Source organism: Ruegeria sp. CF8, from assembly GCF_056537285.1.
Window position 1 is genome coordinate 20,718 of the sequence record NZ_JBQFRG010000004.1, and the last position, 25,111, is coordinate 45,828.

The 25,111-nt window shown below is 58.6% G+C and carries 12 protein-coding genes; 1 reads left to right on the forward strand and 11 read right to left on the reverse strand.

Features of this window, described 5'->3' with window-relative positions; all coding sequences use genetic code 11:
* Positions 1 to 4 precede the first annotated feature (4 nt).
* Positions 5 to 1,267 carry a DUF3179 domain-containing (seleno)protein gene (locus tag ACR0EV_RS10530; RefSeq protein ID WP_480800025.1) on the reverse strand — a complete coding sequence of 421 codons (1,263 nt, stop codon included), beginning with the start codon at positions 1,265 to 1,267 and terminating at the stop codon, positions 5 to 7.
* A 24-nt stretch (positions 1,268 to 1,291) separates the two neighbouring features.
* Positions 1,292 to 1,519 carry a hypothetical protein gene (locus ACR0EV_RS10535; RefSeq protein ID WP_480800026.1) on the reverse strand — a complete coding sequence of 76 codons (228 nt, stop codon included), beginning with the start codon at positions 1,517 to 1,519 and terminating at the stop codon, positions 1,292 to 1,294.
* 173 nt (positions 1,520 to 1,692) lie between these two features.
* On the opposite strand from ACR0EV_RS10535, the gene ACR0EV_RS10540 reads away from it, so the two are divergent.
* Entirely contained in the window at positions 1,693 to 3,027 is a 1,335-nt protein-coding gene (locus ACR0EV_RS10540; protein ID WP_480800027.1) for a tetratricopeptide repeat protein, read from the forward strand.
* A gap of 73 nt (positions 3,028 to 3,100) precedes the next feature.
* Here the strand turns inward: ACR0EV_RS10540 and ACR0EV_RS10545 are convergent, their stop codons facing one another.
* The 9 genes from ACR0EV_RS10545 to ACR0EV_RS10585 form a co-directional block, all read right to left on the reverse strand.
* Complete coding sequence (locus ACR0EV_RS10545) at positions 3,101 to 4,897, reverse strand: aminopeptidase P family protein (RefSeq protein WP_480800028.1); 1,797 nt, start codon at positions 4,895 to 4,897, stop codon at positions 3,101 to 3,103.
* On the reverse strand, positions 4,890 to 5,888 hold the full coding sequence (locus tag ACR0EV_RS10550; RefSeq protein ID WP_480800029.1) for an ABC transporter ATP-binding protein: 999 nt from the start codon (positions 5,886 to 5,888) through the stop codon (positions 4,890 to 4,892). Before ACR0EV_RS10550 ends, ACR0EV_RS10545 begins: the two co-directional genes overlap by 8 nt.
* Entirely contained in the window at positions 5,885 to 6,877 is a 993-nt protein-coding gene (locus ACR0EV_RS10555; protein ID WP_480800030.1) for an ABC transporter ATP-binding protein, read from the reverse strand. Before ACR0EV_RS10555 ends, ACR0EV_RS10550 begins: the two co-directional genes overlap by 4 nt.
* A 3-nt stretch (positions 6,878 to 6,880) precedes the next feature.
* Complete coding sequence (locus ACR0EV_RS10560) at positions 6,881 to 7,732, reverse strand: ABC transporter permease (RefSeq protein ID WP_480800031.1); 852 nt, start codon at positions 7,730 to 7,732, stop codon at positions 6,881 to 6,883.
* Positions 7,729 to 8,670 carry an ABC transporter permease gene (locus tag ACR0EV_RS10565; protein ID WP_480800032.1) on the reverse strand — a complete coding sequence of 314 codons (942 nt, stop codon included), beginning with the start codon at positions 8,668 to 8,670 and terminating at the stop codon, positions 7,729 to 7,731. The genes ACR0EV_RS10560 and ACR0EV_RS10565 overlap by 4 nt, the downstream gene beginning before the upstream one ends.
* Positions 8,671 to 8,729: 59 nt before the next feature.
* Positions 8,730 to 10,313, reverse strand: a complete 1,584-nt coding sequence (locus tag ACR0EV_RS10570) for an ABC transporter substrate-binding protein (RefSeq protein WP_480800033.1) — start codon at positions 10,311 to 10,313, stop codon at positions 8,730 to 8,732.
* A gap of 97 nt (positions 10,314 to 10,410) precedes the next feature.
* A complete protein-coding gene (locus ACR0EV_RS10575; RefSeq protein WP_480800034.1) occupies positions 10,411 to 11,022 on the reverse strand; it encodes a helix-turn-helix domain-containing protein in 612 nt (203 codons plus the stop codon).
* A 286-nt stretch (positions 11,023 to 11,308) separates the two neighbouring features.
* Positions 11,309 to 11,788 (reverse strand): invasion associated locus B family protein, encoded by a 480-nt coding sequence (locus ACR0EV_RS10580; RefSeq protein WP_480800035.1) that lies wholly within the window; start codon positions 11,786 to 11,788, stop codon positions 11,309 to 11,311.
* Positions 11,789 to 11,806: 18 nt separating this feature from the next.
* Positions 11,807 to 25,111 (reverse strand): hypothetical protein, encoded by a 13,305-nt coding sequence (locus tag ACR0EV_RS10585; protein WP_480800036.1) that lies wholly within the window; start codon positions 25,109 to 25,111, stop codon positions 11,807 to 11,809.

A 25,111-nucleotide genomic window follows, 5' to 3' on the forward strand; every position in this document is an offset into this window, starting at 1 on the left:
CCACTCATTGGCTTTGTTTCGGTTCTGTTTCGGGTTCGGATATTGGGGGGTGCTGAGATTGGGTTGCGTCCAGTGTCTCAGCTCCAACGCGGTTGATGTCTGTAGCCGGAAAAAACTCGACCCAGACATGCCAGAACATCCCTGACCTTAGGGTTTCGACGCGGCTGAGCTTTCCGCAGTTTGAATTGCCGAAGAAATCTATTTCCGTTACCGGAGCGCCGCTGTCATTGTACCAGACACCCACGCTTTCATAGACCGGGTCATAGGCAACCACGACATCACGGCCACCTACGTTCGCATTGATCAACCCGTGATGCTTGGCAATGAAATCATCGGTCCAGCAGACAGCGTCGCCAGCTATTGTAACGCCCCAGACATAGGTTTTGTTGGGCAACCGGTCATCGCTATGGCTCATATTGTCCATGACTGGCGCTGCCTCCTGATGCTGTTTCGCAATCCCCGAGGCGAATACAGTTTCAGTAAACAGGTCGAAGAGCCGCAGCAAAGGGTTTGAAGAGGGTTTGTTCAAAAACACTTCGCCATCCGGATATGCCTTTTGGAAGCCTCGAAAACTCATCCGAAAAGTGGGCCAAGGTTGCATGGCAGATTGCTCGGACTGGTCGCTGTCAAAACGGCCATAAATCTGCTGAATGGGTTCACCTGTCGTGTTGTCACGCAGGATCAGGTTGTTGCCATGCTGGGCCATGACCTCAAGATCAAGCCGTTTGCCATTGATCTGTGGTTTGTAAGCCAGGCCCAGATTGGCCATGGCGCAGTACGTCATGACAATATCGTCGCCACCCAGCCCCTCAGAATTTCCCGCCAAATGCGGGCGCATCAACTGCGCATCGGAATGGGCGCGGGCATGACCGTTGTTTTCGATCACAAGAACGCTTGCCGAAGGGTTTATGAATTGCTTGGCTTCCGAGATTGGAAAGTAACGGGCGCTGTCTTGCTGGTTCCGCAGACCAATGTGAACCCAGATCCAGGGAAAAACGAACAGGAATACAATAAGAAGCGTCACGGCAGGCGCGCCAAGGAAGAACAACCAACCCGGGCCGCCGCCCATCAGATGCCCCAACAGCATCAAAGCCAGTCCGCCAATACCAACTGCGATATAGGTGTTTTCGTTTCGAATGAACCGGATCATATTGTTCCGCTTCACCTTCAACACCATCTGGCTGATATCTCCAAGGTCGCGAAAATACATGAAGCCAATGGACAATGAGACGACCAGACCCAAATAAAACAATAAGTTAGCCAGCATTTGGATCACCTTTCTTGCGGTTTGTTAGCCTTCGGAGGAATTTGATTTGGACACGAGGTAAAGCCGAATTTCGTCCTCAAGCCCCCGAAGGCTATCAGTTAAATCTGCGTAAGTTGGGTCGCTGGCATCGCAGGGCAGCAGCGCTGTCAAGCTTTCATAGTCGGTACAGATCTGGGCAAACACCGTATCCGAACTGCGTAGTCGGCCGATTTCGTCCGTTCGATCCGGAAACACCAGTGTCAATGAAACCATATCGATCCCCAAGGTATCTGATCTCGGTTAGGCCTCAGCGAAAAGGCTATTCCCCCTCCTTTCCGGTCAAGTATCGTCGAAATTCATTTACATATTCAGGTATCTTAACGTATGTTACGTCGTAACATGTTTATTTTCAGATGCTTGCGAGGCACACGAAAGCGACTGATGTGATGACATTTAGGGGGCTGCACTCAGAATCGGACCTAGATCCGATCCCTAATGACCTGACGGATTCTGAAATCCGGCAGGCATTGGACGCCATATTGAACAGCCCGGAATTTGAAGGGGCTGAGCGGTTACAGTCTTTTCTGCGCTATGTCGTTGAAACTCTTTTGGCGGGGCACGGGAACGACATCCGGGCTAAGTCGATTGCCGAGGATGTCTACGGCAGACCATTGGGTGGGCGCGGTGATCCAATGGCCGTAGTGCGCGTAGATGCCGGTCGCATGCGCCGGCGACTGGCAAACTACTATTCGAATTCCGGCAAGGATGAGTGCTTGCGCATTCATGTGGATCCCGGAGGCTATGTACCCCGATTTGAGGTGATTTCTGCCAAACATGAAAACGGCACGCCTTGGACACGGCGCCATTGGCTGCTCGGCGCCGCACTAATTGGTGTTCTTTTTGTATGCGCCGCCGGATTTTACCTTCAATTCAACCCTCAGGAGTCGACAAGCGCCTCAGGCCCATCCGAAGCCGCGAGAAAACAGCAAGCTGTCCGGGAAGCTCTGTTTTCCACCAACCCCACAAAGCTGCAGGCTATGAATCTGGCAGACGAAGCGCGCCCATTGATGTTTCCAGTTCTGGATCGTGCCCGACTGCAAGCCGTGAGCGGTATGTTCAAGCGCGCGATTGCGTTGGACAACTCGTATTTTGGCGGCTACGCGGGCTCGGCACAATCGTTAGGAATTCTGGCAATCACCACTCCGAACGGAGCAGAGAAGCGCGATTTTCTGGTTCAAGCAGAGACGCATGCCGATAAGGCCGTAGAACTCGCACCCGGTGAAGGCTGGAGCCACTCGGCGCTGGCTCTTGTCTCTTTTGCCAAGCGGGACTTCGACGCGACGATGGCACATTCGAACCGCGCGATCCGCCTCGCGCCTGACGATATCCATGTCATCAACTTTGACGCTTTGTTTGCATTGTTTGGTGGCGATTTTGAACGTGCTATCGCGTCCGCCAAACGCGCGCAAAACTACGACACCACCAATCGCAGGTTTCCATATCGAAGCGTGCTGGCGTCATCCAGTTTTCACTTGGGAGATTACCAGGGCTGCGTCGACCAATTCAACAGATCGATCAGATTGGGTGACCCCGTCAGTGCCATCTCGATCGGTTATCTTGCCGCGGCATATCAAAGGTTGGGAGAGTACGACCGGGCAAAAGCAACAATTCTTCTCTTGGATGAGGCTTGGCCCAACTACCCCCTGAGCGCTTTGCTTCGGGCCCTGTTCGCCGATCCGTCACATGCCGAAGACATAATCAGCGCGCTTAACGAGATTTAAGCATTGCACAACCATCCATGAACGTTTTGTGCTGTGTCGCATGAACAAACCACACTTAGGATGCCTCTAATGGTCAAATTGGCGCGCACGCTGTCATTGACCATGCGAGCGCCTCAGGTGACAATCCGAACCCCAGCGTTTCGACCACGCGCCGGTTATAAGCGTTTACCCATACACGCTCGGCATCGGTCAGCATCTCGACCAGCAACATGTCAGTTTGAATAGGACACCATGTCAGGTTCGAGAAAGCCAGGAAACCATCCTCGTCTTCGACAATTTCAAACAGGTTTTCGATCCGAATTCCGAACCTGCCTTGTTCATAATAGCCGGGTTCCAACGAGAGGATCATGCCCGGCGCCAGATCAACCGGGTTATAGGGCTTACCAATTCGCTGAGGGTGTTCATGCACGGACAGTCGGTGGCCCACTCCATGACCTGTCCCATGATCGTAGTCCAGCCCGAGGTCCCATAGCGGTCGACGGCAGATTGCGTCGATGTGATGGCCTTGCGTGCCGGGCGGGAAGCGCAGGGTCGCTATCGCATGAAACGCCTGGAACACAGCCGTATAGGCCCGATCATATCCTTCTGGGCGGTTGGGTCCAAAAGCGAAGCTGCGGGTGGCATCGGTGGTGCCAGTCTCGTACTGACCACCGGAATCCAGCAGATATGTATCGCCGGAACGGATCGCCACCTGATTGTCCCCTCGTGTCGAGTAGTGGCACATCGCAGCGTTGCCGCCTGCGGCAGATATGGAATTGAAGCTTTGTTCAAAAAAACCGGGTTGGCGTTGGCGAAAGCGCAGGATCGCCTCTTCTGCTTCGCGCTCGGTAACAGGCTGGCCCTCTTCACTGCGGTGCGGGACTTCGGCAGCAAGCCATGCGCAGAACTCAACCCATGCTATGCCATCTTCGATATGACATGACCGCATCCCTTGCAGCTCTACAGGGTTTTTTACGGCCTTGCGAGCAGTCAGGAAACTGGAACGAGGCTGAGTAATACCACCAGCTTGTTCTATGGCCGTGCGTACGGCAACCGGCGAAAACTCAGGGTCGAGCAAGACGCTCTGCCCGGGTTCGACTTGCTTTTTTACAGCAGGCAGAAACTCTTCAGGAGCGTGGACTTGAACCGTCTCGGGCAAAAACTGGACGGAATCCGGGTGTAGCTTCGACGCCGCAACAAACCAAAGCAAACTGCCGTTTGCGTTCACCAAAACAAACGACTGCGGGATTGGGTTAAAGGCAACATCCGCCCCTCGAACATTCAGCAACCAAGCGATATTGTCGGGCTGCGTCTCAACCAACAGTTCCGCACCGCTGGCCCGCATCCAGCTTACCAGTTCATCGATTTTCTCGCGTGTCGACTGGCCTGAAATCTGAACCGGAAAGGGTTCTATTTCTCCAACCGGAGGCAACGGTTGGTTCACCCAGATTCGGTCAACCGGGTTATCTTCGGCAGCGACCAGCTTGCCTTGCTGGACCGCCTTGGCAAACCGATCGAATAAGGTTGGAGGAATATGCATCGGGTCAAATCCAACCTGCCAGCCGGGCTGCGCCACACCCGCTAGCCAATGTTCGGGTGGCTCATCGAACAAATGGTGGTGCGAGAACAACGGCTTGGGGCATTGGTTCGCCGCCTGAACCACATAACGCCCATCCACAAACAGCGCGACCGTATCCATGGTGACGATTGCAAGACCTGCCGATCCGGTAAACCCGGTCACGTATGCAAGCCTTTCATCATGCGGCGCAACATATTCCGCCTGATGCGCATCATATCGCGGCAGAATAAATGCATCCAATTGTCTGGCTTTTATTTCTGCGCGCAAAGCAGCGACAACGGGGGCCTTGTTCGCGTCAGGGGTATCAAGCATGGGTATTGATCTCTTTAACATGATGGCACGCAACTTCGCCCTGCTCCCTGAATGGTTGCAGGGTGGGCCGAGTTGTCTTGCAGATTTCGGTGGCGTGACGGCAGCGCACATGGAACGGGCAACCGGACGGCATATTCAGGGGCGACGGCAGTTCACCTTCCAGCTTGACCGCCCTGCCCCGATCATCGGGGTTCAGCGATGGGGCCGCTTGCAGTAACGCCTGACTGTAAGGGTGCGACGGGGCGGAAAACAGCGTCTCGCTGTCTCCGATCTCGACAATCCGGCCCAGATAAATCACCGCAACCCGGTTTGAAACGTGACGAACCAGGCGCAGGTCATGAGCGACGAACAGGATCGTCAGCCCCAAGGTCTCCTGCAATTCAAGCAACAGATTGACCACCTGTGCTTGCACCGAAACATCCAGTGCCGAGACCAGTTCATCCGCGATCAGAACCTCAGGCTCGACCGCCAAAGCGCGGGCTATGGCAATACGCTGGCGCTGTCCGCCCGAAAACTCATGCGGCAGCTTGTGCTGTGCATCTTGCGGCAATCGCACCAGCTCCAGCAACTCGGCAACGCGCGCAGGGATGTCCGCTTCTGGGCGCATCTCATGCACGCGCAGCGCTTCGGTCAGGATTTGCCCCGTTGTCATCCTCGGATTCAGAGACGAGTACGGATCCTGAAACATCATCTGAACGCGGCGATTGTACACCCTGTCCGTACGCTGATCGGCCGCAAAAATGTCATGACCATCAAACCGAATTTCACCATCGCTGGGTTTGTAAAGCCTCACGATACAGCGGGCGAGTGTAGACTTGCCGCAACCGGACTCTCCTACGACACCCAGTGTTTCGCCCCGGATCAGATCCAGGCTGACACCGTTCAGTGCGTTCACGACACGACCGGGGCGACCGGTCAGAAAATCGCCTGGGCTGCGCCCTAAAGGAAAGCGCAGATGCAGGTCGCGGATTTCCATCACCGTGGCGCTCATGCGGCATTCCCCTGAGACGTGGTAATCGGGTTGAAACAGGCCACCTGCCGCCCTTCGGTGATCAAAGACAAGGCCGGGCGATCCTGACTGCATGGTGAAATACATGACGCGCAGCGCGGTGCAAAAGCACATCCCGAAGGCAAAGCGTCCAATCCCGGTGGCACGCCAGGTATGGAGTACAGAGGTGTACGTGGCGGCAAATTTTCGGGCACCGAACGCATCAAACCAACGGTATAGGGATGACGCGGTTCGCGCAGAACATCCCTGACCGGCCCTTGCTCGACGATCCGGCCCGCATACATCACCGCAACAGTGTCGCAAGTCTGCGCCACGACGCCCAGATCATGCGTGACCATCACCACCCCCATATCCAAATCCTGCGCCAACTGAAGAATCAGATCGAGGATCTGGGCCTGAATGGTGACGTCCAGCGCCGTGGTTGGCTCATCCGCCAGCAACACTTTGGGGTTCGCGGCCAGTGCAATGGCGATCATCACCCGTTGCCGCATGCCGCCGGAAAACTGGTGCGGATAATCCTTCAACCTTTGTGAAGCCGACGGGATGCCGACCAGATCCAGCATCTCTATCGCACGATCCCGGCGCGCTGCCCGCGGCAGGTCTGTATGGGCGCGCAGCGTCTCTTCAAGTTGCAGCCCAACCGTCAGCAGCGGGTTGAGAGAGGTCATCGGCTCTTGAAAGATCATCGCGATCTCACGGCCCTGAATTTGACGCAGGACGCGATCTGCCATCCCGACCAGATCGCGCCCTTGCCATCGCACTGTTCCGGTCACATCCCCGTAACGGCGCGCCAGTCCGATGATCGACCGCAACGTGACGCTTTTCCCTGATCCGCTTTCTCCGACCAGCCCTAGGACCTCACCCCCTGCGACAGAAAAGCTGATGTTACGCAAGGCAGGCAAGGCGCTGCCGTTGCGGTGGAAGGTGGTGTTCAGGTCCTCGACCTGCAGGATCGGTGTATTGTCTGCCATCCCTTACCCCCTCGGCCTCAGCAGATCGGCCAACCCGTCGCCTAACAAGGAAAAACCAAGACCGGTCAGAACAATTGCGAGCCCCGGCATCAGGCTCAACCACCACGCGGTTGAGATAAAATTGCGCCCTTCCGCAATCAGAACGCCCCATTCGGCCTGCGGCGGTTGTGCACCCAACCCCAGATAGCCCAGCGAAGACCCCAGAAGGATCACCAGTGCCATGTCGGTCATCCAATAAACGATCACAGGCGTGATCGCGTTGGGCAGCAAGTGGCGGAAGATGATGCGACGGTCGGAATAGCCCATGACGACCCCTGCGGCCGCATAGTCATTGCCCATCTGAGCGATGACTTCGGCTCGCATCAGACGCGCGTAATACACCCAATAGACCACCGAGATGGCGATATACATATTGACCAATCCCGGCCCGAGCACAGCGACCACTGCGATCACCAGGACCAGAAACGGGAAGGTGATGACGGCATCAACAATCCGGCCAAAGATCATATCGGCGATGCCTCGGTAATAGCCGACCAATGCGCCGATGATCACACCTGTTACCAGCGCGAACACAGTGCCGAACACAGCCATTTGCATATTGACCTGATAGGCCCAGATCACACGGGACAGGCTGTCACGGCCCAAAAGATCGGTCCCAAACGGGTGCGCCCACGACGGGGGCTGACGGATCGCGTTGTAATCAATCGTATTTGGATCATATGGCGCGAAGAGCCCGGGAAATATCGCCAGCAGGATCGAAAACCCGATGATCAGCATCCCGGCGACAAAACCCGGCTTTCGCAAGGCCCTACGCAGGAAAGAAGGGCGATCAGCGGTGAAGGTCACATCACTCATTGCAGGCGCATCCTTGGATCAAGGCGGCTCTGGAACAGGTCCGTCATCAGAAACACCAGCGAGACCAAAACCGCAAAAGTCAGGGTCAGGCCCTGGATCAGCGGGTAGTCGCGGGCAAAGATCGCCTCGAGCATCAGTCGCCCCATACCCGGCACGGCAAACACGGTCTCGGTGACCAGCGTTCCGCTCATCAGATTGCCGATCGACAGACCCAGAAGCGTCACGGTTGAGATCAGCGCATTGCGCAACACATGCCGCCCAAGGATCAGGCGCGACGGCAGGCCCTTTGCGCGGGCGAACTGGACATACTCGGCGTCAAGAACCTCGATAATCGCGCTGCGTAGGTTCCGCATGATGATGGCCGAGGTGTAAAGCGCCACCGTGACCGATGGCAAAAACAGGTGATAGAGCTTCTCTCCAAACGTATCCCCATAGCCACCAACGGGAAACAGGCGCAGTTGCGCCGCCAAGAACGTCAGCAGAACCAGACCGATATAGAAAACGGGCATCGAAAGACCGATCTGGAACACCGTGCGGATCACCGCATCCGGCCAGCGCCCACGATTGAGCGCGGCGACAAAGGCCAGCGGCCCTGCAATCAACAGCGACAGAACGACGGAATAAACGGTCAGAAAAACTGTAATCGGCAGACGGTCGGCGATTACATCTATCACATCCGTCCGCATCAGGATCGAACGTCCAAGGTCTCCCTGCACTGTATTGCTGAGAAACAACCAGAACTGCACCAGCATGGGCTCCGTCAGACCCAACCGTTCGCGGATCGCCTGAATATCGGCATCCGAGGCGCGGTCACCTGCCATCGCAATGGCCGGATCACCCGGCAGCATACGCACCAGCATGAAGATTATGACCATGACCAGGAAGAAGGTCGGCACCATCATCAGCAGGCGCTTTAAGATATAGTTGAGGCTGGACACATCCGCGCTCCGACAAAAGGCCCCGCCGCCAGGGTACGGCGAGGCAAGGGCTGCAGCTCTTACCGGCTGACTGTTGCTTCATCGAAGATGTTATTACCCAAGGGCGTCTGAACATAGCCCTCGACCGCAGTTCCCAGCGCCACTGCAAAGGGGGTCTCGTACATAAAAAGCAGCGGGGCGGCTTCGGCATAAAGTTCCTGCATCTTGATGAATTTGGCTTTGCGAGCCTCGGGGTCCATCTCTTTCGCGGCTTCTTCGAACAGAGTATTGAACTCGGCGTTCTCCCAACCCGTGCCAACAGCTTTGGCGGTCGGCGTGTAGCCTAGCCAGCCGACAACCTGGCTTGGGTCGTTTACGTCGTTGACCCAGCCGTAGGTGTGAATGTCGAACTCACCCGAGCGGTTCTTTGCACCACGCGTGGCGCCATCGACCTGCTCTACGACCAATTCGATACCCAAAGGCGCCCACATCTGTTGCAAGGCCGCAAAAATGGTCGCGTCATCCGCAGAGCCTGCCAGTGTTGTCAGCGTAACTTCGGTCCCCGGTTCCAGACCAGCTTCGGCAACAAGTGCCTTGGCCTTATCCATGTCATACGAATAAAGCGGGCTGAGGTCAGAAGCGTACTGGGTTGCCTTCGCCATCAACGGCGAACTCATCGGCTGACCCGCGCCATGCAGAACCACACCGATTAAGGCATCCTTGTTGGTGCCATAGTTCAGCGCCTGCCGAACGCGGGCATCCGCCAGCGGGTTCGGCGAGCCGTCCGCGCGCGTTTCGCGCGTGTTGATCGGCGAATAGATTATCCGTGTCGATGGATAGAGCTGCATACTGATATTCGGATCAGCCTCCAGCTCGGCCACACGGCTGAACGGGATAAACTCAGCTGCGTCCACTTCACCGGCCTGCAGGCTCAGAATGCGTGTGGCGTCATCCGGGATGATCTCGAAATGTACACCTTCCAAATAAGGCAGCGGTTTGCCGTCCGTCCCCATGCGCCAGTAATTCTCGTTGGCGCAGAAATCCATCGAGGCCCCTTGTTCGAAACCGCACAGATAAAACGGACCGGACCCGACGCCAGCAGATGTCGAGGCGAAGATCGCTGCAGATTTATCCTGATCCGTATCACCCGGCGCTGAGTCAAAGGACGCTTTGGAGACAATCGCCGTGTTGAACGTTGCCAGCATAGACAGAATTGTTGGGTCTGCGTCCTTTAAAGAAATCGTAACCGCATTGCCATCGGCTGACACATTATCAATAGATCCCAATAGGCCCGCCCATGGGCTTAGGTCCGGGTTCCGCGCCCGGTCCAGAGAGAACACGACATCGCTCCCGGACATGGGTGATCCATCGGCAAACAGAATGCCCTCTCGCAGGGTCAACGAAACCGTCTTACCGTCGTCAGAGACAGAAAACGTTTCAGCCAATCCAGGTTCAACAGAGTTTCCATCGGCGCTGCCGCGCAGCAGCGTATCGAACAAACTGCCGACCATCCAAATATCAGGGTTTCGATCCGCATAGATCGGGTCAATCAGTCTTGATCCGTCATATCTGGCGAAATTCAGCGTGCCGCCTCGTTCCTGTGCCAAGGCTGGCACCGCCAAAGATGAGGCAACAATCAGTCCAAGTACCGATTTCAAACGCATTCTCTTGTCCTCCCGCAACAGCATCTGCTTCATGCGAGGGCAGAATAACCATTTTTTAATTTTACTAAAGTTTTTTTTAGTTCTGCAGTAAATTTTTTTAAGGGCCCGCGTCTCGCTCTGAAGCATTGCTGATCGGCGAGGTCGTAACCCAAAGCTCAACCGCCTCGGTCTCGCCCAGCACGATTGAATAGTGCAGTGTAGACGTATCGTGATGAATCACATCGCCCGGCGACAACGTGAAAACCTGATCACCCAAATGATATTCCAGCTGCCCCGACAATAGATAGCAGAAGGCTTCACCAGTATGGCACATGTGTTCAGAAACATGCCCTGCCGGGCGATGAACGATCTGCGGATGGAACAACGCACCAGCAAATCCAGGGCCCAGTTTTTCATAGTAACGCCCGCGGGTTCCAAGCGAATATGACTGGCGACTATCCCGCGCAACATACTGGGAATACACCTCGGGCACACTGAGCAATTGCTCGATACTGGTCTGCAAGGCCGCTGCAATCGACATCAGGGATGTCAACGACGGAGAACTGAGCCCGCGTTCCACCTGCGACAGAAATCCGGTTGTCAGCTCTGCGGATTTGGCAACCTGATCCAAAGTCTTTCCCATCGCCTTGCGCCGTCTGCGAATGGCCTGCCCGAGTTCGGTTGGCTTACCTTTCTGTTTGGACTTGGCGCGCTCAGTCGGGGCTTGCATTCACGATCTCCTGGGCTTCGGAAAGTGCAAGCCATTCAATAGAATAATTTGTCGAAGATCAAAATTTATTTTTATCTGTCTAAAATTTAGCCCCGTAGAAGACACCACACAGTCTTTTCGGCATGGCGCGGGATACTGGCTCCATTTAGAACTGGAAAGGTACCCGAACATCCCCGCAATATTACTGATTATCCTGACCTAAGAGCCGCTCCCAGTGAATCTCTAAAGCCTAAGAACTGCGCCCTGCTTGTGTAGGCGCAGTTTAGATATATCCCCAAGCGGGAACTTACGGCAGCAGGTCTGCGACCTTACTGAAACCCGCCAGATCGTAGGTAAAGGTAATCGGTTCGCCGATCCGGTTGACCCCTGCAATTGTCAACTGGTCCCCGGCGCGCATGGCCGACATCCAGTCCGAAGAAACCGGTGAGCGAGCAAAACATCCCTGCGCCTCGCAGGTCAGGAACGTTGGCTGCGCGACTTCGGTACCGTCAACACTTGCCACCAAACCTTCGGAAAACAACAGACCAAACGGCAGGGTCAGAACGGCCTCAACTTCGTCGTTTCCAGCCGGTTTCACAAAAGCGATCGAGGTCAGGCGTTGATTGTTTTCGGCCAGAACAATGTTTTGTGTCATCTCGCAAACCAACTCACCTCCACTGACCAAATTGCTGCAATTAACAGACCAAAGCGGCGCCTCGGTTTCCTGCGCGGCAAGCGGGAGCGCCAGCCCCATCGAGACGCCCAAGCCACATATCCAAGTTTTCATTCTGCTGTTCCTCATGAGTTAGAATTGTACGCCAAGACCAAGCCCGACCTGCAAGGCCTCGGTTGAGTCTCCAAACATATGATCGACGCTCAGATTGATAAAGCGGCTGTCATCCAGCGCAAACAAACCGAGCCGGGCGGAAATGACCCCGTGGCTGTCGCCGACATAGCTGGTATTGGCAAAGCCACCATCTGCGGCGCTGGCTCCTGCAAACCCGGCAGTGACCGATACGGTATCATCGGACGAGAAGATGGCACCCGCTCGCAAACTGGCGCGCAGTTTCTGCTTGCCGTTCAGAACCTGTTCGGTTCCCATTTCCAGTGAGGGTGTCAGCGAGTAAATCATATTGCTGTCGTCTTGCAGGGTGATCCCAGACAACGTGGCCTGACCGTTGCTTGTGGTGGCCAGACGCGTTGCGTCAAATGACAACTCAGGTCGCAAGTAAGACGCGCCTCCTGCAAACCTGTGGTCATAGGCAAGGCTGAACCGCAGGTTCTGATGGTTGGTCTTGTGGGTGATCTCACTGACCCCCGACGTGTTCACAACAGTCCCGCCTGGCAGCACACCAACAATCCCACCGGCGCTGAGCGTATCGTAGTCCGACCAACCGGCAGACAGCTGAGCCGCAAATTCCCACGCGCCGGTATACTTGGTGAGCGAAGCGCCAAGATTGAACCGGTCGCCATTTGCCGTGTAGGACGACCCGTTGCTCAGGCTCATCTGATCGTGGCCCACGGCAAACCCAGCGTAAAGCTCATCTCCGACCGGAATTCGCACACCCGCCGACAGGTTGGTCGCGTTTATGTCGAGCGCGTCGTAGATCCCGGTCTGGTCGCGGTCAAAGAAGGACCGGCCACCCGAGAACCACATGCAGTTCCGCGGGTCATCACCGACCTGATAATCTGTGAAACGCTCGCAATTGTGCAGCGTATCGGCAAACACGCGGGTACCATAGTAGGCATCCACCAGATCAGACGCATAGTCTGACGTCGACAGCGTGTTGATTGCAGCGATGACCTCAGCCTCAGATTGCATATTGCCGATCAGGGCAAACAACTCGCCCTGTGCTGCAGAGCCCTGTCCGTAAAGCACTTGGTTGATGTAGTTACCGATGGCCGTCTGGTTGGCGTTCATCCCTGGGGTCGAGTAGTCGGGCGTAACTACCAGATCGATTGAGCTGCCGTCAGACGTCGATCCATTCAAACCAATCGAATAGTCCAGAACCACCGTATCCTGAATCGTTGTCCCCGCATCCGCAGCGATGCCATTCGGATTGATGATCACCAAAGGCAAAGCGCGTTCCAGCGTATTCAGCTGTGGTGTCAGCGTTCCGCCAATTGTTGCGTTTCCGGTCACATTGACCAGATCGCTTCTACCACCATATGCACCTGAGGTGAGGAAAAAAACATCGAAGGTCGACGTTGCGCTATTGCCGAAGGCAAGGCTTCCGGTCAGGTTCAGCGTTTGGCTGACATTGCCATAGAAGGCAAAATCGCTGGCTTGCACAGATGACGTGAACGCCGTGTTCAGCCCCCAGTTGGCACCCAAAACAAATTCGCCGTTCACCTGCATCATTCCGGCAGACCCCAAATCGACCGTATCCAGCGCATAGAACGCAGCGCCTTGTTCCACAGTAAGACCGTTGGTGCCCGCACCAAGGTTCAGGTTTCCAAGAGCCGAACCAAAAAGCGTCACCTGATCATCCCCGTTCCCGCCGTTCAGCAGTTGGTTGTTTTCGGCCAACAGAACACTGTTTGCGGAAAGCGAAAGCGCATTGTTCGATCCGCCTTCGACGACAATTGACGCAACTGAATCCGTCTGACCGGTACCGCCCATGACGACACCATCCAGACCAAGGGTGATTGCACCTGCGCCATCGCGCCCCTCAGACTGCGCCAGAACGCCTATGCCGCCCGCTCCGACAGAAAGAACGTTGCCGCTTAGCGCCATGTCGATGGCTCCACCGGCACCTGCGCCACCTGCAGCTCCGCGGAAGACCGAGTCCACTAGGCCGCCACCGCCGCCCAAAGACTGCGCGATTACGCCAATTGCGTTTTGCCCAGTGGTCACGATGGTCCCGGTTTGGGTGAAGTTGATATCGCCGCCATTGCCGCCATTGTTGGTCGACAGACCCACGGTGATGCGGTTTTGCGCCATGTCGGTCGAGACAATCCCGCCACCGCCACCGATGCTCTGAATGACGAAGCCATGTGACCCTTGGCCGCTCGTTGTCATGTTCCCGACATTGGTGAAATCGACATTACCGCCATCCCCGGTCGAGGCATCCTGCGCACCTAAGATGACATCAGCAGTACCAAGCCCCGAGATGACAACCTCACCACCGCCAGCACCGATGCTTTGCACCGTTTGGCCAAACGCGCGGTCGCCGCTGGTGAAAACGTCGCCATCCAACGTCAAGCCAATCGCGCCGCCGTCGTTGTTAAAGCTGGGATCCGAGCCCAGGATCACCGATGCAGCCTTTTCAGTGCCAGCCACGCCACTGCCGTTGCTGTTCAGAACCAGCTTACCGCCGCCGCCGCCAATAGACTGCACTGTACCCGCCGACGAGAATGCGCCATCAGTACCAACATCACCCGTACGGTTGCCGGTTACATCTCCACCACTTGCATCGTTGGTGTTGATTGCACCCAGTCGTGCCGTGATGTCGATGGCGTCACCATCCTCGACGTCCACGTTGGTGGACGCGGTTCCACCACCGCCGCCGACGCTCTGCACCATCAGGGCAGTCGATCTGTCACGCGTCGTGGCGATGTTGCCGTTATGCGCTTGCGTAACCTTATTGCCAGCCGTGCCTGACACATCGTCGCCGCCAAGAGCAATGTCACTGCGCACGACCGAACCGGTCGCGCCGGACGTCCGCGTTGTGAAATCGACCGATGTGTTGGCATTGCCGCCACCGCCATTCACCGATTGAGCAAACACAGCCTGCGCACCTTCACCATTCACCAGAATGTCGCCAGTCGAATTCACGGTTACAGAGCCGACCGAACCGGTTGTTCCGGTACGGGCACCCAACGCTTGTGAGATTGTGTAATCAAGCGCCGAAACCAACGGGGAGGAAACCGAATAGCCCGCATTGCCGCCACCGCCGCCAACGGATTGTGCGTAGATGCCAAACCCGTTTTGGGCGTTCACCACAATGGTGCCGGTATGATTGACCGTAACGTCTCCGCCATCGGCACCAGATCCGCCCGACCCACCAATGGCGATCTTGGAGTATGACTTGCCGGTCATCGTGTTCTTGAGGTCATTCACATCCATGGACACGGCCAGACCGCCGTTGCCGCCACCGCCGCCGACGGATTGCGCCATGACACCATAAGCCTCTGCGCCATCGACCTGAATATCGCCGCTGTTGGAGACGATTACATTGCCCGCAACGTTACCGCTGCCGCCCGAGCCGCCGATGTTCAACTGCGCCGTGGGCGAGCTGTTGTCGCCGGTTTTCAGCCGCAGCGTCCCGGTGATGGAGCTGCCTCCATTTCCGCCACCGCCACCGATAGATTGAGCAAAAATCCCATGCGCACCGGCACCCGTGGTCACGATAGTACCCGCGTTGGTCACTGAAACGGTACTACCAATGCCACCTGTGCCACCCGAGCCGCCCAGACCAAATTGCAGCGCCCGCCGTGTGCTGGCTTCGGCCCCGCCATAGCGGCCATTAACCGAAATCGTCGAACCGCCTGTGCCGCCGCCGCCGCCAACAGATTGGGCGAAGATACCGTGGCTTTCAGCACCATTGGTCAGAATCGTACCATCGACGGTATTCACAACTGTCACTGTGCTGCCAGCCCCACCTGTACCGCCGGTGCCACCAATCAGAATGGCGTTTGTCGTTGCGCCGTCCGAGGACCGACCCAGGATGATATTGCGCACTTGTTGAGCATCGCCACCGCCGCCGCCAACGGATTGCGCATAGATGCCAACAGATTTGTCGCCAACAGTCTGGATCAGGTCTCGGTTCGTGACCGACACCGCCGCCGAGGTCGCACCCGTGCCGCCATTGCCCCCAATTGACAGCGTAGCCGTGTTGCCGATGTCCTTGCGCAGGCTGATGATGCGGTTCTCGACCACACCCCCCATGCCGCCGCCGCCGCCGACGGATTGCGCAAAGATGCCATGAGACATTGTGCCTTGGGTTGTGATGATCCCGTCGCTGTCTACGGTAACGGTGTCCGAGGTCATGCCGTCCCCACCTGTACCGCCGACATTGATTGATGCTGTGGTCCCAACGGTCGACGGGTTGACCACGGCTTTGATGGTATCGAGGTTCGACTGACCCGCCTGAACCATTCCGCCGGTGCCGCCCGCGCCGCCAATGGATTGTGCCAGCAACCCGTTTGACCGGTCGCCAAATGTCGCGACCCGCGCGGTATTGGTGAGGTCAACCTTGCCACCTAAGCCACCGCTGCCGCCGCTGCCGCCGATGGACAGGGCAATCGATGTGCCCTTGCCAGCCGAGTTGCTGGCCTTGCCGCCGGTGCCGCCACCGCCGCCGACGGCTTGGGCAAACACCGCATGGGCATCCGTACCCTGGGTTGAGACCGTACCCGCCACAACAGCCGTGACATCGCCCGCTTCACCTCCGGTACCACCTTCCAGTCCAACGGACAGGCTGGCCTTGTTGCCCTTGCTGTCGCCGGTTTTGGGCGTACCGATACTGACAGAGGTCGAAGACGAGTTTCCGCCTCCGTTACCGATCGACTGCGCGAAAAAGCCGTACGAACTGTTGCCCTGCGTAGCGATGATTCCGTTCGAGCTTGCATAGACGTTGCCACCCATTCCACCCGTGCCGCCAACGCGACCAATCTGGATGTTGACGTTGCCCCCATCCACCGAGGTAGAGGCCGAGTTGTAGCCGGCGTTACCGCCCCCGCCGCCAACAGATTGCGCGAACAGACCGTGTGAATTTGCCCCTTGCGTGGTGATGTCGCCGGTATGGCGCAGATCGACTGCACCACCATCGCCGCCGTTTCCAACGCCACCGCCAATCGCTAGACCAAAGCCCTTATTTGTCGCGTCCGAAGCCAATTCATAGGTCATGCCCAGGTTCAGGGCCGCGTTGCCGCCACCGCCACCGATGGATTGTCCAAAAATCCCGTGGCTGCCGTCCTGCTTGGTCAGGACATTGCCATAATGGTCCACATCAATCGTGCCACCATCGCCCGCTGTTCCGGCAGAACCACCAATGGCCACCACAGCCGACACGCCCGTTTTCTTACCCGAGGAATCAGCTGGGTTCACCTTTCCCTCAAGCTCATCAAGCACCGCGTTGTAGTTGGCGATAACTGAGTCGTCGACGCCTGTATTCGTAGGCGTTTTTCGGCCACTTGAATCGCCTGTGCCGCCATTGCTCTGACTGCCTGTGGTTTTGCTGATACCGACAACCGCGTTGATCCCGGCGTCGCCGCCGCCACCGCCGATGCTTGACGCCTCGATCCCGTGCGATCCGGCTCCGTCGGTCACAATGGTTCCTGCCGCTGCGGTTGATGTTCCGCGCGCTACGGTGACATTGCCTGCGTCACCCCCGCCGCCGCCAAAGCCACCAATGCCCATCGCGATAGGCGAGCTGTCCTTGGTACCCACGAACGTCGCGTTGATACCGCCGGTACCGCCACCGCCGCCAATGCTCTGAGCAAAGAGGCCACGTGCGTGATAACCGTTTGTCGAGATATTGCCGGTTTGCGTGACAGTTACGTCGCCTGCATCTGCGCCGGTGCCGCCGTGACCGCCAAGGCCGCCAACGATGCTGAGATCGGTCTTGCCGCTGGAATTGTTGGAATCGCCATAGTTCAACTGCCCGGTCACGTTCAGCGCGCCGTTACCGCCGCCGCCCGCAATGGATTGCGCCAGAACACCGTGCTTCCAGTTGCCCGCAACCGAAACCGCGCCCGCATGATCCACCGCTACATTGCCCGAGACATTGCCGTTGCCGCCAAAGCCGCCAACCCCGAATGTGACCGAGGGAATTTTACCGTCCTTGCTCAGCGCGATACCGCCCGAGACGTTCAACCCGCCATTGCCGCCGCCGCCGCCGATGGATTGCGCCAGCAGACCAGCTGACCCGTCTGTATCCTGCTTTTCTTCGTTGAAAACACCCATGTCGATAAACAGACGTTCAAGCCCGAAAGTCGAGGTCAGTTCCTGAGTTTGATCGACAATCGTATTGCCCAGGAAATTGCGCAGCTTGTCTTCGAACGTTGTGCTATTGGGGATCGAAATGTCATCAGGGTTGGTCGTGACCGTGATGTTTGCCTGCGATGTGACTGTAACGTCACCGGCTTTGCCACCATTACCTGCGAACCCGCCGACACCCACGATCAGGGAACTGTCTGAAACGATCCCACCCGAGACGTTCATGCCACCATTGCCGCCACCGCCGCCAACGGATTGTGCAAGCAGGCCGGACTGCCCCGTACCATGCGCCCGGATCGTGCTGCCTGCGCCAATATCAACCGAGACGTCCCCAGCGTCGCCGCCGCCACCGCCAAAACCGCCAACCCCGACAACAACTGCGTAGGACTTGCTTTGATCGGTCAGACCCGCGCCGGGTTTGCCGCTAATCGCCAAACCGCCGGATACATTTATCCCGCCATTGCCGCCGCTGCCGCCAAGCGATTGCGCAATGATGCCACTGGCTCCTTTGCTTTGATCAACAGTCGAAGTGCCGTTAGATATGACCATTGGCACCGCCTGAATATTTCCGGTGTAATCCAGATCGACAGATTGAGCGTTGCCGCCCGCACCTCCGAATCCACCGACACCCGCCGCGACCGAAAAGATCGTGCTGGAACCCGAAGGTTTGGTCAGAGACAGCGCTCCCGAGATATTCGTGCCACCTGTTCCGCCACCGCCACCAACGCTTTGTGCAAACAAACCGTGCGAGCCGTCCCCTGCCGTGACGACATCGCTTTGCACATCCAGTTTAACGGTGCCTGCGTCTCCGCCGCCGCCGCCAAAACCACCGAGGCCCAGACCCACGGCCGCACCGGATTTGCCAGACAAGCTCACCGCGCCGGAAACATTCAGACCGCCGTTGCCGCCGCCTCCACCAACGGATTGCGCCATAACCCCGATGCTGTCCGCACCAGTTGTGACAATCGAACTGGTGCCGCCAGCGTTTGTGCTGGACCGCAAGGTGCTGATCACATCTCCGGCATTCCCAGCACCTCCGCCAAAGCCACCAACGCCAAGGCTGATCCCGCCCCCGTTCTGCTGGCTGATGCTCACGGAAGCCGAGATATTGGTGCCCCCATTGCCGCCGCCGCCGCCAAGGCTTTGGGTCAGAACACCGGTGCTGCGGTCGCCGCCAGTGCGCACGCCGCCCGTCACAGTCGATTGGGTCAGTGCTCCTGCGTTTGCTCCACCACCGCCGAAGCCGCCCACGCCGATAACCACGGCCGCGTTGGTCGACCGAGACAGGGACAACGCGGATGATATGTTCACGCCGCCATTACCGCCGCCGCCGCCAAGACTCTGCGTCAGGATACCAACTGAATCATCCCCAGAGGTTGTCACATTGCCCGTGACCTGCTGCGTGACACTGTCCGCCGCACCGCCGCTGCCGCCAAATCCACCAACACCGACACCAAGACCGCCCGAATAGTTGCTGGCCACTGAAATCGCACCAGAAACATTGGTTGCGCCGTTGCCACCGCCGCCGCCAAGGCTCTGGGCGATGACACCCGCTGACCGTGTCCCAGAGGTGCTGATGTTACCCGATACCGTGCTGGTAACAGTGCCGCTTGTTCCACCGCTACCGCCAAAGCCGCCAACGCCAATGCCTGCCGCACCAGAACCTGTGCGCGCAATGCTAAGCGCGCCCGAGATATTGACGCCGCCATTGCCGCCTCCACCGCCAACGGATTGCACCAAAACGCCGGTCGACGTGTCGCCCATCGTTGTCACATCGCCCGTAACCGTACCGGTTGCAGCACTGGCATTTCCGCCACTGCCACCGGACCCGCCAATGCCGACGCCAACAGCGCCGCCACCTGTGCCTGAAAGGTTAACAGCCGCAGAAACGTTCAGCCCGCCGTTGCCGCCGCCACCAGCCGCAGATTGCACCAGAACACCGCCCGAGTTGTTGCCCGCCGTAATCACATTGCCCACAACAGTGCCCGTAGCAGTGTTGGCATCGCCACCGCTTCCACCGCTGCCGCCAAGCCCTACGGATGCACCCCCGCTTCCCTTTCCGGCTACAGTCACTGTCGCTGAGACGTTCATGCCGCCATTGCCACCGCCGCCGCCAAGGCTTTGCGCGATGAACCCTCCGGACTCATTGCCTTGGGTCGAGACGTCGCCGGTCAGCGTCGCCTGTACTGTTCCGCCATCGCCGCCAGTGCCAGACGCGCCACCCAGACCAACAGATGCTCCACCCGCACCCGTTCCAGCCGCAGCCACCGCGACCGAGATATTCATGCCGCCATTGCCGCCACCGCCGCCAACTGATTGAGCCAACAACCCGGAGGAGGTTTCGCCCAATGTAACAAGGTTACCAGTGACGTTCGCTGTAACCGACGATGCATTGCCGCCGCCTGTTCCGCGACCGCCCAAGCCTACTGCAGCTGCGCCAGAACCGGTACCTGCGCCACCTACGGAAGCCGAGACATTGAACCCGCCGTTGCCACCGCCGCCGCCAATCGATTGCGCGACAACTGCACTGGATTGTGCGCCTTCCGTGCGAACACTATTGGCAACTGTCAGTCCCACAACGCCACCGGTGCCGCCGCTGCCGCCGGACCCGCCCAAGCCTACGCTGATCGCACCTGCACCTGTGCCTGCTCCAGCCAGTGCTGGTGAGACGTTAAAGCCGCCATTGCCACCGCCACCACCGACAGATTGCGCAAGGATACCCACCGACGCGGCACCCTTGGTCACAACGTTTGCCGTCGTATTGGCCGTAACTGTACTGCCGTCGCCACCGCCCGCGCCCGAGCCACCAAGGCCGACCGAGACCGAGCCCGCACCGGTGCCAGCGCCTGAGACGGTCGGAGAAACGTTGAAGCCACCATTGCCGCCGCCGCCGCCAAGCGATTGTGCAACGAACCCGCTGGACGCGAAACCATTGGTCAAAATAGTGCCGTTCGATGTCAAAGTGACAGCGCCACCGTTGCCGCCGGTATCGCCCGATCCACCCAGACCGACGCTGACCGCGCCACTGGCTGTACCCGCACCTGAAAGAACCGGGGCCACGTTGAACCCACCGTTGCCGCCACCGCCACCGATGGATTGTGCCACCACGCCTGAGGATTGGTCCCCGCGCGTCTCAACAGCGTTGTTCGATGTGGCGATGACGGTGCTGCCGTCGCCTCCACCCCCGCCATTTCCACCAAGCCCCACCGACACACCGCCGCCTGCGGTGCCAGATCCTTGGACCGATGCACTGACGTTAAAGCCGCCGTTACCGCCGCCGCCGCCGATCGATTGCGCCAGAATGGCTGTGGATCCGTTGCCTTGCGTCAAAACCGTTCCGCTTGAGGTCAAAGTAACTGCGCCACCGTTGCCGCCGCCGCTACCGGTACCACCCAAGCCAACGCTCACCGCGCCTGACCCGACGCCCGCACCAGCCCCGGTACCTGAGACGTTGAAGCCGCCATTGCCACCGCCGCCGCCAATAGATTGCGCGACCACGCCCGAGGAACGATCCCCAGCCGTTTCTATGGAGTTGGTTGTGGTCAGGGTGACAGTGCCACCGATCGCACCAGTGCCACCATCACCGCCCAAACCAACGCTGACCGCGCCACTGCCCACACCTGCACCTGCCAGGGACGCGCTGACGTTGAAGCCGCCATTGCCGCCACCGCCACCGACCGACTGTGCCAGGACCGCAGCAGAATCCGCGCCGCTCGTGCGGACTGTACCCGTGACTTGCCCGGTGACTGTCTTGCCGACACCGCCTCCCGCGCCGCCGCCGCCCAAGCCAACAGAAACGGCACCGCCGCCTGCGCCTGCGCCTGCAATTCCTGCGGTCACATTGAAACCACCATTGCCGCCACCGCCACCAATGGACTGAAACACCACACCACTTGATGCATCAGCCAGCGTTGTAACGTTTCCTGCAACCTGACCTTCAACGATGCCGCCATCGCCGCCGGAAGCACCATTGCCCCCCAGCCCGACTCCGATCGTACCGGCACCTGCACCAGCTGCCGCAACCCCCGCTGTAACGTTGAAGCCACCATTACCGCCACCGCCACCGATGGACTGAACTATGACACCCGTCGAACGCAGACCCTCGGTCCGGACATCTCCATTGACACGGACACCTGAAACGGTACCACCGTTGCCACCGTTACCACCCGAGCCTCCCAGACCGACGTTGACTGTTCCCGCGCCAGCACCGCCTGCAGCCAGACCTGCCGCGACGCTGAATCCGCCGTTACCGCCACCGCCACCGATGGACTGCACAACAACCGCCCCGGAATCGTTTCCGCGGGTGGTGACATTCGCACCAACCTGCGCAATTACAGTGCCTCCCGCGCCGCCACCGCCGGATTTGCCACCCAGACCGACATTCACGGACCCAGCGGCCGCACCGCCGATATTGGCGCTGGCCCCGATACTGTAGCCCCCATTGCCGCCGCCGCCACCAACGGACTGCGCAACAACACCGCTGGAAAACGCGCCGCTGGTCTCGATAGACGAGCCACCCGCAACCAATGTGACCTTGCCACCGGTCCCGGCCCCGCCGCCATTGCCACCAACGCTGACGTTGACCCCGGCGGCTGCCCCACCGCTGGCGCTGATACCGGCCGCGATGCTGCCGCCGCCGTTGCCGCCGCCGCCGCCGACGGATTGCGCAATAATCGCGCTTGAGTTCGTGCCGGTCGTCGTCACATCCGCATTGGTCGAGACCTGTACGATCCCACCATTCCCAGCGCTGCCAGCCTGACCACCAATTCCGACCGAGACGTTACCGGAAAACAGCGCCGAAGCACCGCCGGTTGCTGCAACAGCCAAACCGCCGTTGCCGCCACCCCCGCCGACAGACTGGAACAGCATACCGGTTGACCGGTTCCCTGTTGTGACAACAGTCCCCTCGAAGCCAGCAGCAATGGCCGCGCCGCTGCTGTCAAACTGACCAACCGTGACGTTGCCGCCCTTGCCACCCGTACTGCCGCTACCTCCGACCCCAACGGCCAGAGACCCAGAGACCGGGCCACCGGATACGGCAACTGAAACGGCGTAGCCGCCATTACCACCGCCGCCGCCAACAGACTGCAACATGATCCCGGTTGAATCGTCTCCACCGGTTTGCACCGATGCCGAGCCACTGCCAGCGAGCGTTACATTACCTCCGTCCCCACCACTGCCTGCCGATCCGCCGACGGAAACTGAGGCTGCGCCAAATGCGCCGACAGCGACCGAAACGGCACCGCCGCCATTTCCGCCACCGCCACCAACCGACTGAGCGAAAACACCTGTTGACCGATCGCCCGACGTCTGGATCGTCGAAGGCTGACTGCTGTCTGTGTTGGAAAGGGTGACGTTAACATCACCACCTTTGCCACCTGCTCCGCCATCGCCGCCGATGGCGACACCTACAAAGGCTCCAACGGAACCAGATGAACCGCCATTACCGCCGCCGCCGCCGATAGACTGGGCCAAGATACCCATCGCATCATCTCCACCTGTGGTGATAATGCCATCGTTAACAATGGTTACCGTCGATCCGCTGCCACCGCCGCTGCCGTTGCCTCCAACCGACACCATACCGCCAGATGAGCCGCCATCACCGCCGCCGCCGCCAATGGATTGAGCAATGACACCGCGCGCGCCTTCGCCTTGGGTAACAATACGCCCATAATTACTGACACTGACTGCCGCACCGGTACCGCCGCGGGACCCGGTTCCACCGATTGCAACCAGACCAAATGAATTCGCGCCGGTACCGCCACTGCCACCGATCGACTGAGCCATTACGCCATCCGCACCGGTACCCAGGGTCAAAATGCTGCCCGAACCCTGCACAGACACGTTGACGGCGCTGCCGCTGCCACCATTCGAACCGACACCGCCCAACGACAGAGAAACGAGACCACCGGCCGTTCCCCCGGAACCTCCACCGCCACCAATAGACTGTGCAACGATCCCTCGGGAGAAACTGCCACGCGTTTCAATGGCCCCACCGTGAGAAACCGAAACCCGCCCGCCATTGCCGCCGTTATCAGCGCCGCCGATCAGCGAGACCAAGAGATTACCGCTGGTTCCCGCAGAGCCACCGGACCCGCCGACGGATTGGGCCAGAATCCCGTTGGCAAAATTGCCGGTGGTCAGGATGGTGCCTGTGGACGTCGTGTTGACCACCACGTCGCCACCACTTCCGCCGTAGCCGCCGCTACCAGAAGATCCAACCAACCCCCATTGCGAGCCGCCGTTGCCGCCATTGTTTGACACGCTGAGCGCGTAGATGCCATCAGCGGAGTCTCCGCTGGTTGAAATCGACCCGCTTTGATTGACGGTCACGTTGCCGCCATCTGCCGAGTGCCCTCCGGTGCCGCCACCCGGCGCAGCAAAACCACTGCCCCCATTCCCAGCCTGACCGCTGCGGCTGAATGCAAAAATACCGTCGTTACCAGTACCTGACGTTTGGATTGTGCTGCTTGAGGTTTGCGTGGCAATGACCGTACCGCCTTTACCTCCGTCGCCACCATCACGCCCATCCCAAAAACTCAGATAGGAATCCCCGCCGTTGCCCCCGTTGCCGCCGACACTTCCGATTTCCCACCCGACGTTACTTGTAGCGTTGACGTCGCTACTCAGAGATTGCGGTTGAAACGGGCCATCCTTGCCGTCGCCTCCGGAACTTGGTGGAACGACCAACGCGCCATCCCGTCCGTTACTGCCATTCTGCCCATAGACAACCTGGTTCACGCCATTGGGTCCCGAGACATTTACGGGTGGGGTCACGGTGCCCGGCGTGCCCGAACTATTGAAGTTGCTGTTGTACTGAGACAACGTCAGTTGTGTGGACAGACTAGCTGTACCGGTTGCCCCTCCACCGCTGATCTGAGCAGTCGTTCCGGTTATGGAAGCAATGCTGAAAGCAAGCGGAGGATTGTCCGAGTTGTAAATTGTGTCGCCGGCGCTTTTAACCAAAAAAACGTAGCCGTCGGCTGTTTCGACGAAGGCTGTTGTGCCTGCCGTTGGCGTCGATGCCGGGTCCACGATCAGTGCACTTACGGTTGTGTCCTGACCCGTCACCGGGTTAGTGACCGTATCACCAACCTTTGAGGCTGCCGTCGGTGCAGCAAGCAAAGGGTTTGAAATCAGTGCTAAAAACGAAACGGTAACCAGCAA

Bases quoted from the DNA above. Each gene is read 5' to 3' on its own strand.
- ACR0EV_RS10530 (WP_480800025.1), bottom strand. From the start codon at position 1,267: ATGCTGGCTAACTTATTGTTTTATTTGGGTCTGGTCGTCTCATTGTCC.
- ACR0EV_RS10535 (WP_480800026.1), bottom strand. From the start codon at position 1,519: ATGGTTTCATTGACACTGGTGTTTCCGGATCGAACGGACGAAATCGGC.
- ACR0EV_RS10540 (WP_480800027.1), top strand. From the start codon at position 1,693: ATGACATTTAGGGGGCTGCACTCAGAATCGGACCTAGATCCGATCCCT.
- ACR0EV_RS10545 (WP_480800028.1), bottom strand. From the start codon at position 4,897: ATGCTTGATACCCCTGACGCGAACAAGGCCCCCGTTGTCGCTGCTTTG.
- ACR0EV_RS10550 (WP_480800029.1), bottom strand. From the start codon at position 5,888: ATGAGCGCCACGGTGATGGAAATCCGCGACCTGCATCTGCGCTTTCCT.
- ACR0EV_RS10555 (WP_480800030.1), bottom strand. From the start codon at position 6,877: ATGGCAGACAATACACCGATCCTGCAGGTCGAGGACCTGAACACCACC.
- ACR0EV_RS10560 (WP_480800031.1), bottom strand. From the start codon at position 7,732: ATGAGTGATGTGACCTTCACCGCTGATCGCCCTTCTTTCCTGCGTAGG.
- ACR0EV_RS10570 (WP_480800033.1), bottom strand. From the start codon at position 10,313: ATGCGTTTGAAATCGGTACTTGGACTGATTGTTGCCTCATCTTTGGCG.
- ACR0EV_RS10575 (WP_480800034.1), bottom strand. From the start codon at position 11,022: ATGCAAGCCCCGACTGAGCGCGCCAAGTCCAAACAGAAAGGTAAGCCA.
- ACR0EV_RS10580 (WP_480800035.1), bottom strand. From the start codon at position 11,788: ATGAAAACTTGGATATGTGGCTTGGGCGTCTCGATGGGGCTGGCGCTC.